This window comes from Rhodococcus aetherivorans (assembly GCF_011058165.1).
Classification (GTDB): domain Bacteria; phylum Actinomycetota; class Actinomycetes; order Mycobacteriales; family Mycobacteriaceae; genus Rhodococcus; species Rhodococcus aetherivorans.
Genome location: NZ_JAALEG010000109.1, coordinates 1 through 17,085, shown reverse-complemented (window position 1 = coordinate 17,085; position 17,085 = coordinate 1). Strand labels below are relative to the sequence as shown.

8 protein-coding genes are annotated in these 17,085 nt (G+C 73.0%); 6 read left to right on the top strand and 2 right to left on the bottom strand.

All coding sequences use genetic code 11. The features are described 5' to 3' along the window. On the bottom strand, positions 1–10,278 hold a 10,278-nt coding region (locus tag G6039_RS27060; RefSeq protein ID WP_241258929.1), incomplete at its 3' end, for a non-ribosomal peptide synthetase. Positions 10,279–10,720: 442 nt separating this feature from the next. Here G6039_RS27060 and G6039_RS27055 point away from each other — a divergent pair. Next, positions 10,721–11,329, top strand: coding sequence for a hypothetical protein (locus G6039_RS27055; RefSeq protein ID WP_006931068.1), 609 nt, complete (start codon positions 10,721–10,723; stop codon positions 11,327–11,329). 28 nt (positions 11,330–11,357) lie between these two features. Here the strand turns inward: G6039_RS27055 and G6039_RS27050 are convergent, their stop codons facing one another. Next, positions 11,358–11,690 carry a hypothetical protein gene (locus G6039_RS27050; RefSeq protein WP_006931067.1) on the bottom strand — a complete coding sequence of 111 codons (333 nt, stop codon included), beginning with the start codon at positions 11,688–11,690 and terminating at the stop codon, positions 11,358–11,360. Between the two features lie 212 nt (positions 11,691–11,902). On the opposite strand from G6039_RS27050, the gene G6039_RS27045 reads away from it, so the two are divergent. From G6039_RS27045 to G6039_RS27025, 5 genes are all read left to right on the top strand, one after another. Beyond that, positions 11,903–12,241 carry an RNA polymerase-binding protein RbpA gene (locus G6039_RS27045; protein ID WP_006931066.1) on the top strand — a complete coding sequence of 113 codons (339 nt, stop codon included), beginning with the start codon at positions 11,903–11,905 and terminating at the stop codon, positions 12,239–12,241. A 247-nt stretch (positions 12,242–12,488) separates the two neighbouring features. Further along, the gene (locus G6039_RS27040) at positions 12,489–12,854 is read left to right on the top strand and encodes a chorismate mutase (RefSeq protein WP_006931064.1); all 366 of its coding nucleotides are present in this window, start codon (positions 12,489–12,491) and stop codon (positions 12,852–12,854) included. Positions 12,855–12,862: 8 nt separating this feature from the next. Then, positions 12,863–14,962: an aminodeoxychorismate synthase component I gene (gene pabB, locus G6039_RS27035; RefSeq protein WP_029543800.1), complete on the top strand. Its 2,100-nt coding sequence runs from the start codon at positions 12,863–12,865 to the stop codon at positions 14,960–14,962. Between the two features lie 53 nt (positions 14,963–15,015). Continuing rightward, positions 15,016–15,867 (top strand): prephenate dehydrogenase/arogenate dehydrogenase family protein, encoded by an 852-nt coding sequence (locus tag G6039_RS27030; protein ID WP_206531384.1) that lies wholly within the window; start codon positions 15,016–15,018, stop codon positions 15,865–15,867. Then, positions 15,854–16,837 (top strand): AurF N-oxygenase family protein, encoded by a 984-nt coding sequence (locus tag G6039_RS27025; protein ID WP_029543796.1) that lies wholly within the window; start codon positions 15,854–15,856, stop codon positions 16,835–16,837. Before G6039_RS27030 ends, G6039_RS27025 begins: the two co-directional genes overlap by 14 nt. The last annotated feature ends 248 nt before the right edge of the window (positions 16,838–17,085 follow it).

Here is a 17,085-nt window from a genome sequence, read left to right as displayed (position 1 = left end):
GGACAGCGGGATCCGGTCGGGGCGCGGGCCCGCGGTGAGGGGGACGCGGGTGCCACCGGCGTGGTCGTCGAGGATGCGGGCGGCGAGGGTCCGCACGGTGGGGGCCTCGAACAGCACCCGCACGCCGGCGTCGGTGCCGAGGGCGGCGTTGATGCGGGCGACGACACGGGTGGCGATCAGCGAGTTGCCGCCGAGGTCGAAGAAGCTGTCGTCGACGGAAACCTTCTCGTGGCCGAGGGCCTCGGCGACGATGTCGGCGAGGGTGGCCTCGGTGTCGGTGGCCGGGGCGCGGTATTCGCCGGTGGCCGACAGGTCGGGTACCGGCAGGGCGCGGCGGTCGAGCTTGCCGACCGGGGTGAGCGGGATCTCGTCGAGGACGACGATCGCGGCGGGCACCATGTGCGCGGGCAGCTGCCCTGCGACGTGCCCCCGCAGCGCGGCGGCATCGACGTGGTGGCCGGTCTCCGGCAGGACGTAGGCGACCAGGGCGGTGTCGCCGGACGGGGCGGTGTGCCCGATCGTCACCGCGAAGGCGACGTCGTCGTGAGCGGCGAGGGCGGTGTCGATCTCGCCGAGTTCGATGCGGAAGCCGCGGACCTTGACCTGGAAGTCGGAGCGGCCGAGGTATTCCACGGTGCCGTCGGTGCGCCAGCGCACCACGTCGCCGGTGCGGTACATCCGCTCCCCCGGCGCCCCGAACGGGTCGGCGACGAACCGGGACGCGGTGAGCTCGGGTCGGCGGTGGTAGCCGCGGGCCAGGCCGGCGCCGGCGATGTAGAGCTCGCCGGCGACCCCGATGGGGACGGGCCGCAGCCGTTCGTCGAGGACGACCTCGTGGAAGCCGATGGCGGGGCCACCGACGGTGACGGTGGTGTCCGGGCGCATGTCGGGGCTGACGCTGGTCTCGATGGTGGCCTCGGACGGGCCGTAGCCGTTGTACATGTGGCGGCCCGGCGCCCAGCGGTCGACCAGTTCCGGCGGGCAGGCCTCCCCGGCGACGACGAGCACGCGCAGCTCGTCGAGGCCCGCGGGATCGAGCGACGCGAGGGCGGTGGGGGTGACGAACGCGTGGGTGATGCGTTCCTCGCGCAGGATGCGGGCGAGTTCCTCGCCGCCGTAGACGCTGGGCGGCACGATGACGAGGGTGGCGCCGGCGCAGAACGCCTTGGTCAGCTCGAAGAGGGACGCGTCGAAGCTCGGCGACGCCAGGTGCGAGACGCGGGCCCGATGGGTGATCGAGAAGTGTTCGCGCACTTCGGCGTTGAGGTTGGTCAGGCCGCGGTGGGTGACGACGACGCCCTTCGGGCGGCCGGTCGAGCCGGAAGTGTAGATCAGGTATGCCGGATGGTCGTACCGTAGCGGGGTGCGGCGGTCGTCGTCGGTGACCGGGGCGGGCGAGACGTCGTCGAGGCGGCGGCGCAGGCCGGGGTCGTCGAGCAGCAGCCACGACACCGCGTCCGCGGGCCACACGTCGCGGTGGGCGGTGGTGGTCAGGCCGAGGGTGGCCCGGCAGTCGTCGAGCATGTAGGCGATCCGCTCGGGCGGGTAGCCGGGGTCGACGGGGACGAACGCCGCCCCGGACTTGGTCACCGCCCACACCGCCGCGACCGACTCGATCGAACGCGAAATTCCCAGGGCCACGAAGGATTCCGGTCCGACCCCGTGGCTCGTGAGGACGCGGGCGAGCCGGTTGGACCAGGCGTCGAGCTCACCGTAGGTGACGGTGCGGCCTTCGAAGGACAGGGCGACCGCCTCCGGCACGATCGCCGCCACCGACGACAGCAGTTCGGGCCACAGCTGCGGGGAGACCGCGGGCCGGCCCCGCGCCGGGGCCAGGGTGGCGAGCTCACGCGGGGTGACGATCTCCACGTCCCCCACCGTCACGGACGCATCCGCGGTGACCGCGTCGAGGATCCGCACGAACCGGTCCGCGAACGAGGCGACCGTGTCCGCGTCGAACAGGTCGGTGGCGTAGGTGAACGCCGCCCGCACGCCGGATCCGCCGCCGGGCCGCTCGGCGATCGACAGCTGCAGGTCGAACGGCGACAGGCCGGGATCGAGGTCGAGCACCCGCGCCGTCGCCCCCGGCAGCGCGATCTCGGGGCGCTCGATGTCCTGGAACTCGAGCAGCACCTGGAACAGCGGGGGGTAGGACGTCGACCGGGGCGGGTCGAGGGCCTCGACGAGCCGCTCGAACGGGACGTCGGCCTGGCCGAACGCCGCCAGGTCCGCCGAACGGACCCGCCGCAACAGGGAGTCGAACCGTTCGCGTTCGTCCACCCGGGCCCGCAGCACCACGGTGTTGACGAACATGCCGACCAGATCGTCGAGGGCGCGGTCACCGCGCCCGGCGACGGGGGTGCCGACCACGATGTCGTCGCTGGTGGACAGCCGGGCCAGCAGCACCGCCAGCGCCGCATGCACGACCATGAACAACGACGCGTCGTGCTCGCGGGCCAGCGCGAGCATGCCGCGGTGGGTGTCGGCGTCGATCTCGAACGCCACGCGGGCACCGCGCCCGGACTGCTGCACCGGGCGGGGCCGGTCCCACGGCAGCTCGAGCAGTTCCGGCGCCCCGGCCAGCGCGTCGTGCCAGAACGCGAGCTGCCGGGCGGCGGTGGAGGCGGGATCGGACTCGTCGCCCAGCACGGTGTGCTGCCACAGTGTGTAGTCGGCGTACTGCACCGGCAGCGGCGACCGGTCGGGGGCGTGACCACCGGCGCGGGCGGCGTACGCGGTCATCAGATCCCGGCCCAGCGGTCCCATCGAGAACCCGTCGGCGGCGATATGGTGCACGACCAGGACCAGCACGTGGTCGGTGTCGGCGAGGGTGAGCAGCCGGATCCGCACCGGCACCTCGGTGGCGACGTCGAACCCGGCGCCGACGATCCGGTCGATGTGCGCGGGCACCGTGTCCTCGGTCTCGACGCGGGTGACGGTGAAGTCGGGCTGCGCCACCGCGACCGGCAGCACGACCTGGATCGGGCCGTCGTCGGTGAGCGGGTAGCGGGTGCGCAGCGTCTCGTGGCGCGCGGCGACGTCGGCGGCAGCGGCCCGCAGCGCCGCGAGATCCAGCTCCCCGGTCAGACGCAGCGCGACGGCGATGTTGTAGGCCGGGGAGGTCGTGTCGAACTGGTTGATGAACCACATGCGCTGCTGGGCCGGGGACAGCGGGATCGTGGGGGGCCGGGTCGCGGCGGCGGTCAGCGCGGGCCGCGCCGCGGCATCGCGGTCGCGGAGCCGCTCGGCGAGGGCGGCGACGGTGGGCGCGTCGAACAGATCACGCACGCCCACGTCGGTGCCGGTCGCCGCGGCGATCCGCGCGGCCAGCCGCATGGCCAGCAGCGAGTTGCCGCCCAGATCCAGGAAGCTGTCGTGCACGCCGAGACGCTCCACCCCGAGCAGGCCGGCGAAGACCTCGGCCAGGACCTGCTCGACCGGGGTGCGCGGCGCGACGTGCTCCGCCGCACGCACGGCCGTGAGGTCCGGGGCGGGCAGTGCCTTGCGGTCGAGCTTGCCGTTGGGGTTGAGCGGGAACCGGTCGAGGACGACGACGTGGGCGGGCACCATGTAGCCGGGCAGCCGGGCCGCGGCGGCCCCGAGCAGGGCCGCGGTATCGAATGCGCGGCTCGCCGCGGTATCGGATGCACGGCTCGCCGCGGTATCGCTGTTCCGGCCGGGTTCGGGCACGACGTACGCGACGAGCACCCCGTCGGAGCCGTCGGCGGCGCCGGCGGGGTGCCGGTGCACCACGACCGCGGCCTGCGCGACGGCCGGGTCGGCGAGCAACGCCTGCTCGATCTCACCGAGCTCGATCCGCAGGCCCCGGAGCTTGACTTGGAAATCGGTGCGGCCCAGGTAGATCAGATTGCCGTCGCGGCGCCAGGACACGAGGTCGCCGGTGCGGTACATGCGGGTGCCGGACGGACCGAACGGATCGGCGACGAACCGGTCGGCGGTCAGGTCGCCGCGCCCGACATAGCCGCGGGCGAGCTGGATGCCGGACAGGTACAGCTCCCCCACGGCGCCGACGGGAACCGGGTGCAGCCGCGCATCGAGGACGTGGACGCGGGTGTTCCACACCGGGGCGCCGATCGGGACGACGTCGACGTCGTCGTCGGTGCAGGCCCAGAATGTGACGTCGACGGCGGCCTCGGTGGGCCCGTACAGGTTGTGCAGGTCCGCGGCGGGGAACGCGGCGTGGGCGGCGGCGACCGTGGCCGGGGGCAGCGCCTCGCCGCTGCAGAACAGCAACCGCAGCGACGTGCAGCGGGCCGGGTCGGTGGCGGCGACGAACACCGCGAGCATGGACGGCACGAAGTGCGTCACGGTGACGTGCTGCTGCTCGACGACGGCGGTGAGGTAGGCGGGATCGCGGTGCCCGTCGGGTGCGGCGACGACGAGGCGCGCCCCGGTCTGCAGCGGCCAGAAGAACTCCCACACCGACACGTCGAACGTGAACGGTGTCTTCTGCAGGATGGTGTCCTCGGCGGTGAGCGGGTAGGCGTGCTGCATCCACCGCAACCGGTTGACGATCGCGGCGTGAGCGACCGCGACGCCCTTGGGCCGGCCGGTGGAGCCGGAGGTGTACAGCACGTAGGCGAGGTGGTCCCCCGTCAGCGGGGCGGCGCGCTCCTCCGGGGCGACGGGGGCGTCGGAGGCGCCGGTCCGGTCGAGGCGATCGACCTCGAGGATCGGGGCCGGGGTGGGCAGCGCCGTCCGGTCGGCGGCGGTGGTGAGCACGCACACCGGACGGGCGTTGCCCAGAACGTATTCGAGCCGGTCGGCGGGGTGGTCGGGGTCGAGCGGCAGGTAGGCGCCGCCGGCCTTGATCACCGCGTACATCCCGACGAGCAGCTCGATCGAGCGGCGCATCGCGAGCCCGACGAGGCGGTCCGGGCCGACGCCCTCGGCGATCAGCCGCCGGGCGAGCCGGTTGGTGCGGGCATCGAACTCGGCGTAGGTCAGGGCCTCGTCGCCGAAGACGACGGCGACGGCGTCGGGGGTGCGGGCCGCCTGCCGGGCGAACAGGTCGGCGAGGGTGTGCGGGCCGCGGGGGGCGTCGGTGGCGTTCCAGCGCCGCAGGATCAGCTCGCGTTCGCCCGGCTCGAGCAGGTCGAGGTCGCCGACGGGCACGTGCGGGGTGGTGGTCACGGCGGTGAGCAGCCGCACGAAGCGGTCGGCGAGGGCGGTGACGGTGCCGGCGTCGAACAGGTCGGTCGCGTAGGACAGGGCGCCGGTGAGGGCGGCGGGGGCGCCGTCGTCGCCGGGGACCTCGGCCAGCATCAGGTGCAGGTCGAATTTGGTGGTGCCGGTGTCGATTTCGGAGACGTCGACGGTCAGGTCGGGCAGCCGCAAGTGGGCGGACTCGGTGTTCTGGAAGGCCAGCATCACCTGGAACAGGGGCGCGTAGGCCTCGGATCGGTGGTCGGTGACGGCGTCGACGAGGGCGTCGAACGGCAGGTCGGCGTGGGCGAGGGCGTCGACGTCGCGGTCGCGGATGTGGGTCAGGTGCTCGGCGAAGGTGTGCTGTGCGGTGACGGGGGTGCGCAGGACGACGGTGTTGACGAACATGCCGACCAGATCGTCGAGGGCGCGGTCGCCGCGACCGGAGACCGGGGTGCCGACGGTGACGTCGTCGCTGCCCGAGAGCCGGGCCAGCAGCACCGCCAGGGCCGCGTGCACCGTGATGAACGGGGTGGCGCCGTGCGTGCGGGCCAGGTCGCCGACCGCCCGGTACAGTTCGGCGCCGACCTCGAAGCGGACGGTGGCGCCGCGGAACGACTGCTGCGGCGGGCGGGGCCGGTCGGTGGGCAACGCCAGCACTTCCGGTGCGCCGGAAAGGGTTTCGCGCCAGTACCGCAGCTGGGCGGCGGCGAGCGAATCCGGGTCGGCCGGATCGCCGAGGACCTGCCGCTGCCACAGCGCGTAGTCGGCGTACTGCACCTCCAGGGGCGTCCAGTCGGGGGCGCGGCCGCCGGTGCGGGCGGCGTACGCGGTCATCAGATCCCGGGCCAGCGGCGCCATCGACGCCCCGTCCGCCGCGATGTGATGCACCACGAACACCAGCACGTGCTCCCCGTCGCCGAGCGCGAACAACCGCGCCCGCACCGGCACCTGCACCGCCACGTCGAACCCGGCCGTGACCTCGGCGGCCAGACGCTGCGGCAGCTCGTCGGCGGCGACGGTCGTCGCGGGGAGATCGAGGCGCACCTCCTCGACCGGGCGGATCCGCTGGACGGGACCGTCGGCCGTGGCCGGGAACTCGGTGCGCAGCGCCTCGTGGCGGGCGAGCACATCGGTGACGGCGGTGGCGAGCGCGTCCCGGTCGAGCCGGCCGCGCAGCCGGATCGCCATCGGGATGTTGTAGGCCGGCGAGGCGGTGTCGAGCTGGTTGACGAACCACATCCGCTGCTGGGCCGCGGAGACCGGCAGCACCCCCGGACGGGGCCCGGCGACCAGCGGCACCCGGGTGCCCGTGCCGACGTCGGCGGTGAGGGCGGCGAGGGTCCGCACCGTGGGGGCCTCGAACAGTGCCCGGACCCCCAGGTCGGTGCCGAGGGCGGCGTTGATGCGGGCGACGACACGGGTGGCGATCAGCGAGTTTCCGCCGAGGTCGAAGAAGCTGTCGTCGAGACCGACGCGGTCGACGCCGAGGAGCTCGGCGAACACCTGCGCCACCGTCCTCTCGGCGTCGGTGGACGGCGCGACGTAGGTGGTGCCGTCCACCGCGAACACGGGCACGGGCAGGGCGCGGCGGTCGAGCTTGCCGACCGGGGTGAGCGGGATCTCGTCGAGGACGACGATCGCCGTGGGCACCATGTGCGCCGGCAGGCTCCGCGACAGGTGCGCGGTGAGGGTGGCGGGTTCGGCGGTGCGTCCGGTCGCGGGCAGCACGTAGGACACCAGCACGGTGTCGCCGGACGGGGCGGTGTGCCCGATCGTCACCGCGAACGTGACGTCCTCGTGGGCGGTCAGGACCGCGTCGATCTCGCCGAGTTCGATGCGGAAGCCGCGGACCTTGACCTGGAAGTCGGACCGGCCGAGGTATTCGAGGGCGCCGTCGCGCCGCCAGCGCACCACGTCGCCGGTGCGGTACATCCGCTCCCCCGGTGCCCCGAACGGGTCGGCGACGAACCGGCCGGCGCTGAGCCCGGGCTTGCCGCGGTAGCCGCGGGTGATGCCCGGGCCGGCAATGTACAGCTCGCCGGCGACGCCGATCGGCACCGGCCGCAGCCGGGAGTCCAGGACGACCTCGTGCGTGCCGCGCACGGGGGTGCCGATCGGGATCGTGGGGGCCGGCGCGAGCGGACCGCAGATGTTGACGACGATCGTGCACTCGGTCGGGCCGTACGCGTTGAACATCCGCCGGCCCCGGGACCAGCGGGCGACGAGTTCGGGCGGGCACGCGTCGCCGGCGACGGTGACCGACTCGGCGGCGACGCCCTCCGGATCGACGGAGGCCAGCGCCGCGGGGGTGGAGAAGGCGTGGGTGATGCGCTGCTCGCGGAAGAAGCGGGCCAGTTCCTCGCCGCCGTAGATCGTCGGGGGCACCACGACGAGGGTGGCGCCGATCGCGAACGCGGTCATGTACTCGTACACCGAGGCGTCGAAGCTCGGGGACGAGAAGTGCGAGACCCGCGAGTGCGGGGTGGGGCTGTGCCGGCCGTGCAGTTCGGCGCACAGGTTCGCCAGCCCGCGGTGCGGCACCACCACGCCCTTCGGGCGGCCGGTGGACCCGGAGGTGTAGATCAGGTAGGCGGGATGGTCGAAATGCAGCGCGCCGTGACGGTCGAGGTCCGACAGCGGCCCGTCGGAGACCGAGTCCAGCGCCGCGACGAACTCCGCGTCGTCGAGCACCAGCCACGGCACGTCGGCGGGCAAGCCGTCGCGGTGGGCGGTGGTGGTCACGCCGAGGACGGCTCCGGAGTCGGCGAGCATGTACTCGATCCGCTCGGCCGGGTAGGCGGGGTCGACCGGCATGTACGCGGCGCCGGACTTGGCCACCGCCCAGATCGCGGCCACGGATTCGAGGGACCGGGCGATGCCGAGGGCAACGAACGTCTCCGGGCCGGCGCCGGCGTCGATCAGCACCCGGGCGACCCGGTTGGACCAGGCGTCGAGCTCCCCGTACGTCATCGTGCGGCCCTCGAATTCCAGGGCCGTCGCGTCGGGCACGTGCGCGGCCACGGAGGCGAGGATCTCGGGCCACAGCTGCGGGGACGAGCCGGGCAGTCCGCGGACCGGGCTCAGCTCCGCGGCTTCGTCGGGGAAGACGATGTCGACGTCCCCGATCGGTGCCGTCGGGTCGGCGGTGACGGCGTCGAGGATCCGCAGCAAACGTTCGCAGAACGATCGCGCCGTATCGGCGTCGAAGAGGTCGGCGGCGTACGTACACCTCAGGCGGGTGCCCTCGGGGCCGGTCGCGGTGTGCACCGCGACTTCGGCGTGTGCGAGGAGCCCGCCGCCCCCGGCGGGCTCGCCGCTGTCGAGCAGCACCGGCAGGATCGGCACGTGCTGCCCGTCGAAGGTTCGGGCGAGCCGGTCCGCCGGCACGTCGGCGTGGGCGGTCGCGGCGGCGTGTATCGCCGTGACCCGGCCGAGGAGCGCGGCGAACGGCTCGCTCTCGTCGAACTGCACCCGCAGCGGCAGCGCCCCGGCGGGGCCGGGGACGCCGACGAGAGTGTCGGTGCCGGCGGTGAGCCGGCCGACGAGCACCGCGACGGCGGCGTGCAGTAGTTCGGTGGAGGTGGCGCCGTGACGCCGGGCGAGCTCGGTGCCCCGGTCCCCGAGCGCGGCGGGGACCGGCACCTCGAGGTGGGCGGCGGTGGGGGCGCGCGGGCCGGTGCGGCGGCGGTCGGCAGGCAGCTCGAGGTGCTCGGGCGCCCCCGCCAGGGCGGCACGCCAGAACCGCTCGACGTCGGCATCGCGCCGCAGGCGCTCGGCGACGGTGGCGGTCGCGTGGTGGATGCGGGCGACCGGCGTGTCCGGGTCGGCCCGCAGGAACTCGGCGAGCAGTTCGACGAAGCTGCCGTGGTGTGCGCGCAGCTCGTCCGGCTCGTACTGGTTGGGGTTGCCGCGGAAGTCGAGGAACGTCCGCGCGGGGGTGCCGCTCTGGTAGATGTTGACCAGCAGGTCGTCGACCGGACCCGAGGTCATGATGTGGAACTCGCCGCGGACCGGGCCCAGGGTGATCTCCTGCCGGAAGAGCATCACGTTGATCATCGGTCCGCCGTAGCTGTGGGCCCGGCCGGCGGTGCCGGTCTCGCGGCGGAGGTCCTCGAGGCTGAACCGCTGGTGGCGCAGCGCACCGGTCAGTTCCAGCTGGGCCCGCTGCACCAGGTCGGCGCGGGTGTCGTCGTCCTCGAGACGGATGTGCAGCGGTGCGGTGTTGACGAGCATGCCGCCGGAGCGTTTCGCCGCCGCGGTGGTGCGCGCGAACACCGGCAGATTGAGCATCACGTCGGCGCGGCCGGTCAGCCGGGAGAGATAGCACGCGGCCGCCGCGACCACCGTCGCGGCGGCCGAGGATCCGCTCGTGGCATCGGCGTCGGTCAATCGGGCGACCAGGTCGTCGGGCAGGGTGACACTCTCGAGGGTGCTGCGCGCGGCGGTCGGCACCGCCCGCCGCGCCAGGGTCGATCCGTCCTCGAGCCCGGCGACCCGCCCGATCCAGTAGTCCCGGTCGCTCGCGTACCGGTTCGAACCGCGGTAGTCGAGATCCGACTGGTAGAGGTCGTGCAGGTCGGCGGCGGTGGGTGGCTCGGGGACGCGGTCCTCGTGGGCCGCCGAGTACAGCGCGGCGATCCGGTTGACCATCGTCATGGCACCGAAGCCGTCGAGGGCGACGTGGTGGATCCGGCTGTACCACAGGTGCCGTCGCTCACCGATCCGCAGGATCGTCATGTTCACCAGCGAGTCGTCGGCCAGATCGACCGGGGTGGCGTAGTCGGTGTTCATCCACTGCTGCGCCGTGGCCATCGGATCGGGCGCATCGGAGAAGTCCAGCAGCGGGATGTCGCTGAGGTCGAGGTCGGGATCGACGTACTGGTACGGCTCACCGTCGACCTCGACGACCCGCAGGTACGGCGACTGGAACTCGCGGGCGGCCTCGTGCGCGGCCTCGCGCAGCAGATCCAGATCGAGGTCCCCGGGCAGGTCGACGTACTGGGCGATGCAGACGGGCACCTCGGGTGCCAGCTGTTGTGCGAACCAGATCGAGCGCTGGGCAGAGGACAACGGGAAGGCCCCGGGCGGAATGTGCAGCCGCTCTTGCAACGAACTCCCCTTCACGAAAGTGATTCCAGTGATGTCCTGGCACCCCCCGGCACCGTGCAGGAAAACCCCTCGGTCGGATCGACGTGGCTGTAGCTCTTTCCCCTTCGATCGTCCGCGCCCTCGAATGTGTGACAGGAGCGCTCCCTCAAGCTAGACCACCGCGACGACGTCTCGGCCCGAAACCGGACCGAAAAATCGACCCCTCGGGCCGCATCGATCCCGAGTCGAGACCGGAGGGGGGACCTGTCGCGGCGCTCGCGGCGAATCGACGAGGATTTGTTACCGTTCGATCGCGATCCGGTCACCGGATGCGCTCGAATCACAGTTTCGGTAACCGCTTTTCGAACCGGACCCCGGAAACGCCCCGCGGCGGACCCGGTCCCCCTATTGTCGAGCCGACCACGCCGTCGCCCGTGCCCGCCCCATCCTCGAGGAGCTCTGGATGCAGCAGCGTCGATGGACCGTTCGTTCGCTCACCGCCGCGGCGGCCGCGGCTGTCGCCGTGGCCGTGCCCGCCCACGCCGTCGCGGAGCCGGCACCCCCGGGATTGCCGCCGGATGCGCTGCGGGCGGCGGCCGCCGCGGATTCCCCCGAGGCGCTGCGGGCGGTGGAGTCCCTGCTCGACGCGGCCCGCACCCCGGCGTTGTTCGAGCCGCCGCCGCGCAACACGCCGCAGCCGTTCATGCAGCCCGCCCCCACGTTCGGGCTCGGCTGCGGCGGCGGCTTCACCCCGTACGCGATGACCACCGGCTGGGCCCAGCCCGGCCCCAACGCGGTGCCGCCCGTGCAGATCGGGCAGTTGAAGATCTTCGTCTCCCCCACGATCCCCACCCTGCCGGCGCGGGCCGACCTGAAGTTCGTATGGCTGAACATGGAGAACTTCCGCGGCGGCGTGGCCACCCTCGACGACACCGTCGGCGGGGTGCCGCAGCTGTCGAAGACCCTCGACACCGGCACCGGGCCGGTGCTGTCGGCACTGTTCGGTTCCGTGCAGTACGTCGACGGCACCTTCTGCCAGGTGGTGTACACGATGGGGGCGTTCTTCGCCTGAGGCCGCCGCCGGCTCGGCGGAGCCCGGTTCAGCGGAGCCGCTCGGCGGCGCGAGCCAGGCGCACCAGGTCGGCGCACAGCGGCGCCAGCTCCTCCGGACCCGCGCCCTCGCCCACCGCGGTCGCGACGTCCTCGGCCGCGCACCGCACCTCGAAGGCGCGGTCGGCGACCGCGCTCGCCTCGTCGGCGGTCAGGACCACCGCGTCCTCCGGCAGGCCCGCCTCCCGGGCGAGGGTGCGGTGCTCGTAGGCCCGCTGGCGGCACGAGCGGCGGCAATAGCGGCGGCGGCGCCCGAGCGGGGCGTCGGCGACCGGCCGGCCGCACCAGAGGCAGTTCTCCGGTTTACGGGTACGTCCGGTCATGGCCGCACACCCTACCGGCCCGCGGCGCCGGAGCGGCCGGGGCAGCCCGGTAGAATGACCCGCGCCCACGGCCCCGGGGCGGTCGGGAACCGATTCGACCGCGCGGGCGTTGACAAGAGTGGTCGGCATCCGCCGATGTCGACCGCACTGTGGACGCTCGCTTCCCTCGGAGGCGAGCGCACCGGGCGGAGCACACAAGAGAGGACACCACCATGGCAGATCGTGTACTGCGAGGCAGCCGGCTCGGGGCGGTGAGCTACGAGACCGACCGTGACCACGATCTGGCGCCGCGGCGGATCGCCCGCTACCGCTGTGACAACGGCGAGGAGTTCGACGTTCCGTTCGCCGACGACGCGGAGATCCCCGGCACCTGGATCTGCAAGAACGGCCTGGAAGGCTCCCTGGTCGAGGGCGCGGCACCGGAGACTAAGAAGGTCAAGCCGCCGCGCACCCACTGGGACATGCTGCTCGAGCGCCGCTCCATCGACGAGCTCGACGAACTGCTCAAGGAGCGCCTCGAACTGCTCAAGACCAAGCGGCGCGGCGCCTGACCCGCCCCCACCGGCACCTCACGATGCCGCCCCCGGGATCCGTCCCGGGGGCGGCATCGCGTATCACGGGCCCCCAGGGGTCGGCCGTGTTGCGCGCACGGCACAAAAAGATCAAACGCCGACAGCGCCTTCGCGCGCGTGTCATCATGATCGAACACCGGCCGGATTCTCGGACCGGCGACCTCGGACGACGCGAAACGGAATGACCCACTGGGGTTTCGGGACGTGGTACAGGGGGCGAGAAGCAATGGACAACAGCAACGACCGCAGGGCCGGCGGCACCGCCGAATCCACGCCGGACCGCCTGCTCGACGGGCTGCGCACCGAACTCGACCGCGTCGATGCCCGGCTCCTCGACGACGTCCGGGACCGGCTGCGGATCTGCGCCCGCATCGCGCACCTGAAACAGCGGCACGCCATCCCGATGCTGCAGCCGGGGCGGATGCAGGTCGTGCACGACCGCGCGGAGACCTACGCGCACCGCAACGCCATGTCGCCCGAGTTCCTGCACTCGTTGTACGCGCTGCTCATCGCTGAGGCGTGCCGGGTCGAGGACCTCATCATCGACGGCACCGGCTCGGCGTCGGCCGAGCTGCGCGAGACCCGGACCTGAGGCCGGTCATGGCCGCGCCGCCGCCCGCCGGTTCGATCCGCACCCTGCTGATCGACAACTACGACTCGTTCACCTACAACCTCTACAGCCTGCTTGCGGAGGTCAACGGTGTTGCGCCCACGGTCGTCAGCAACGACACCCCGTGGGAGTGCCTGGACCTGGACCGGTTCGACAACGTCGTCGTCTCCCCCGGGCCGGGGCGGCCCGACCGGGCCCGCGACTTCGGGATCAGCTCCCACGCCCTGCTCGACTCCGGTCTGCCGGTGCTCGGGGTGTGCCTGGGCCACCAGGGCCTGTGCAACCTGTTCGGCAGCGACGTGGTGCGCGCCCCGCAACCGGTGCACGGACGGCTCTCGCGGATCCGGCACACCGGCACCGGGTTGTTCGCCGGCATTCCCTCGCCGTTCGCGGCGGTGAGATACCACTCGCTGGTCGTCGACCGGGTGCCCGACGAGCTCGAGGCCGTCGCCTGGACCGAGGACGGGCTGCTCATGGGGGTCGCCCACCGGACCCGTCCGCTGTGGGGGGTGCAGTTCCACCCCGAATCGATCTGCACCGAGTACGGCCGCGAACTGCTGGCGAACTTCCGCGACGCGACCCCGGCCCGGCCCCACCCGCCGGAGCCGGCCCTACCGCCAGCGCCGACGGCCCCGCCCCCGGCGCTGGTGCTCGAGAGCCGCCGGATCGCACACAACCCGGACCCGCAGCGGGTGTTCGAAGCGTTGTTCGCCGAGGGCCCGCACAGCTTCTGGCTGGACGGCAGTGCCGCCACCGAGCCGAACTCGCGGTTCTCCATCCTCGGGGACGGATCGGGACCACGCGCCGAGTTCGTCACCTACAGCGTCGCCGAGACCCTGGTGCGCGAACAGCGGGCCGGGGAACCGGTCGCCGAGTTCCACACCACCTTCTTCGACCACGTCGACCGTCGCCTCGCCGAGCGCACGGTCGCCCGGCGGGACGACCTGCCGTTCGCGTTCGCTCTCGGGTACGTGGGCTACCTGGGGTACGAGCTCAAGGCCGACACCGGCGGCCAGCTGGTGCACACGTCCCCCATCGCGGACGCGGCGATGGTGTTCGCCGACCGCGCGGTCGTGCTCGACCACGAGGCGCGCTGCTGCTATCTGCTGGCGTTGAGCGAGCGGACCGGTGAGCCGGCCACGACCGCGTGGTTCGACGAGACCGCCGCGGTGCTCGAGTCCCTGCCGGAGTCCGCCACGGCGCCGGCCACGGCGCCGCTGGTGCGGGCGGAGCAGGATCCGCAGGTGCGGTTGCGGCACGAGCCGCAGCGGTACCTCGAGCTGATCGCCCAGTCGATCGCCGAGATCCGCAGCGGCGAGACGTACGAGGTGTGCCTGACCAATGCGGCGACCGTGGAGCGCAGCGTGGATCCGCTGCGTACCTACGAGACGCTGCGGGAACTCAGCCCGACCCCGTACAGCGCCCTGCTGCGCTTCCCGGAGGTGTCGGTGCTCAGCGCCTCGCCGGAGAGGTTCCTGCGGATCGGCCCGGACCGGGTGGTCGAGTCGAAGCCGATCAAGGGCACCCGGCCGCGCGGCACCACCGAGGACGCGGACCGGGCGTTGCGGCAGAGCCTGCTCGACAGCGAGAAGGACCGGTCGGAGAACCTGATGATCGTCGACCTGGTGCGCAACGACCTCTCGCGGGTGTGCGTACCCGGCTCGGTGCACGTGCCGAAGCTGTTCGACGTCGAGACGTACGCGGCCGTGCACCAACTGGTCTCCACGGTCCGGGGCACGTTGCGCCCGGATGCGACCGCGGTGGACTGCGTGCGGGCCGCGTTCCCGGGCGGGTCGATGACCGGGGCTCCGAAGCTGCGCACCATGGAGATCATCGACAAGCTCGAGGACGGCCCCCGCGGCGTGTATTCGGGGGCGCTGGGATATCTGTCCCCGACGGGGGCGGCGGATCTGTCGATCGTCATCCGCACCATGGTCGCCACCGAGCACGAGGTGGGGTTCGGAATCGGCGGCGCCATCGTCGCGTTGTCGGATCCGGCGGACGAGCTCGAGGAGACGATGGTCAAGGCGGTGGCGATGCGCCGCACCCTGTCGGTGAACGAGTCGCCCGAGGACGGCCCCCGCGCGTGAACGCCGCGGCCGGTCCCGTGGTCGTCGCCGGCGGTGCCGGCGCGGTCGGCCGGATGCTGGTCGAGGCGTTCCGTCGCGACGGCACCGCCGTGGTGGTGATCGACCCGGCCGCCGGCGACGACCCGGCCGCGCTGCGCGGCGATGTCACCGCCCCCACGGCGGCGATGCGGGACGCGGTCCGGGTCGCTCCGGCAGTGGTGCTGGCCCTGCCCGAGACCACCGCACTCGCCGCCGCCGCCCCGCTCGGTGCGCTGCTGTCGCCGGCCGCGGTGCTCGTCGAGACGCTGTCGGTGAAGTCGGCGTGGGCGCGGGCCGTGCGCGAGCCGGGGTGGTCCGCGCAGTGCGTGGGGCTGAACCCGATGTTCGCGCCGGCGCTGGGCATGGCCGGCCGGCCGGTGGCGGTGGTCGAGCACCGGCCCGGCCCGGCGGTCGAGTCGCTGGTCGGGGCGCTGGGCCGGTGGGGTGCGCAGGTGGTGCGGCTGACGGCGGACGAGCACGACCGGGTCGCGGCGGCCACCCAGGCCGCCACCCACGCGGCCGTTCTGGCGTTCGGGCTGGCGCTGGGCCGGCTCGACGTGTCCCCGTCGGTGGCGGGGGCGACGGCACCGCCGCCGCACGTGCTGCTGCGGGCGCTGCTCGCGCGGATCACCGCCGGCGCGCCCGAGGTGTATCTCGACGTGCAGGCCGGCAATCCGCACGCGGCCGCCGCCCGGGCGGCGCTGCGCGCCTCCCTCGACGAACTCGACGCAGTGGTCGGCGCCGGTTCGGTGGCCGGGTTCGCGGACCTGCTGGCCCGGGCCGGAACGCCGCTGGGCGCGGACGCCGACCGGTATCGGGAGCTGTGTGCGGGACTGTTCGCGGAGCTGACGCACGAGGAAACGGAGAGCCGCCATGGCCGAGCCTGATCTGTCCGGGGCGCGGGGCCCGCTGCTCGCGCCCGCGCTGCCCGACCACGATCCGCACGACGTCGTCGAGAGCGCCGTCGTGCGGGGCCTGGCGCGGTCATGGGGGCGGCGCGCCACGGTCAAGAAGCGCGAACCCGATCTCGACGAGCTGTTCGATCCGACCCGGCTGGACTTCCCGGACGAACTCGTGCCGTTCCACGCCCACCCCGCGTACCGTGCCCTGGACGAGGAGCGCCGGGCCCGGCTGCGGGGCTGGGGGTGGATCGCGTACAACAAGAACGTCATGGACATCGAGCAGTACGTGGTCAACCCCGGCTTCGCGCTGATCACGACGGACTTCTTCGAGGTCGGACCGTCGGACACCGTCACCGCGGGGGTGCTGCAGGCGATGGTCGACGAGCAGTACCACACCCTGATGCATCTCAACGCGAGCGCGGTGATCCGCCGGCGTCGCGGCTGGCGGATGCCCGAGTCGGCGCTGCCGCCGTGCCGGACCGTGCGCGAGCACCGCGCCGCCGTCGACGCGGCGCCGGATCCGCGGGCGCAGGCCCTGATCCGGCTGGCGTTCACCACCGTCGCGGAGACGTCCATCAGCGCGTTTCTCGGGTTGATGACCGAGGACGAGGATCTGCAGCCGGTCAACCGCACGACGGTGGCCCTGCACCGGCGCGACGAGCTCAGCCACGCCTCCCTCGCGGCCGAGCTGCTGAAGATGGTGTTCACCGATCTCGGGCCCGGCGACCGGGCGCAGCTGGTCGAGGCCCTGGCGGCGGGCATCGAGGCCTTCACCGGCAGCGATCTGGGAACCTGGGCGGCGATCGTGGAGGCGGAGCGCGTTCCGGGCGGGCGGGAGATGCTCGCGGACACCGCGGCGGCGCCGCATCCGCGGCGGGTGGTGCAGGACTGCAGCGCGATCCGCCGGTTGTGCGCCGACCTGGGTGTCGCCGACGATCTGTCCGTCACCTGGTAGAACGACCGAAACCGAACGAACGATTCGAACGTTCGCAAAGATGACCCATTCGTGACCTCCGAACGTTTGTTTCGAACGTTCGGAGGTGTTCGCCCTGGTAACCTGCGGTCGTGAGCGATGCAGCCTCGTCGGGCGGCACACCGATCGGGGACACCCCGGCGACGGGCGGCCGCCGCAAGCAGTACGCCAACAGCGCCGAACGTGCGCGCGCCTGGCGCGAGCGTCAACGCCGGACCTCCGCCCCCGCC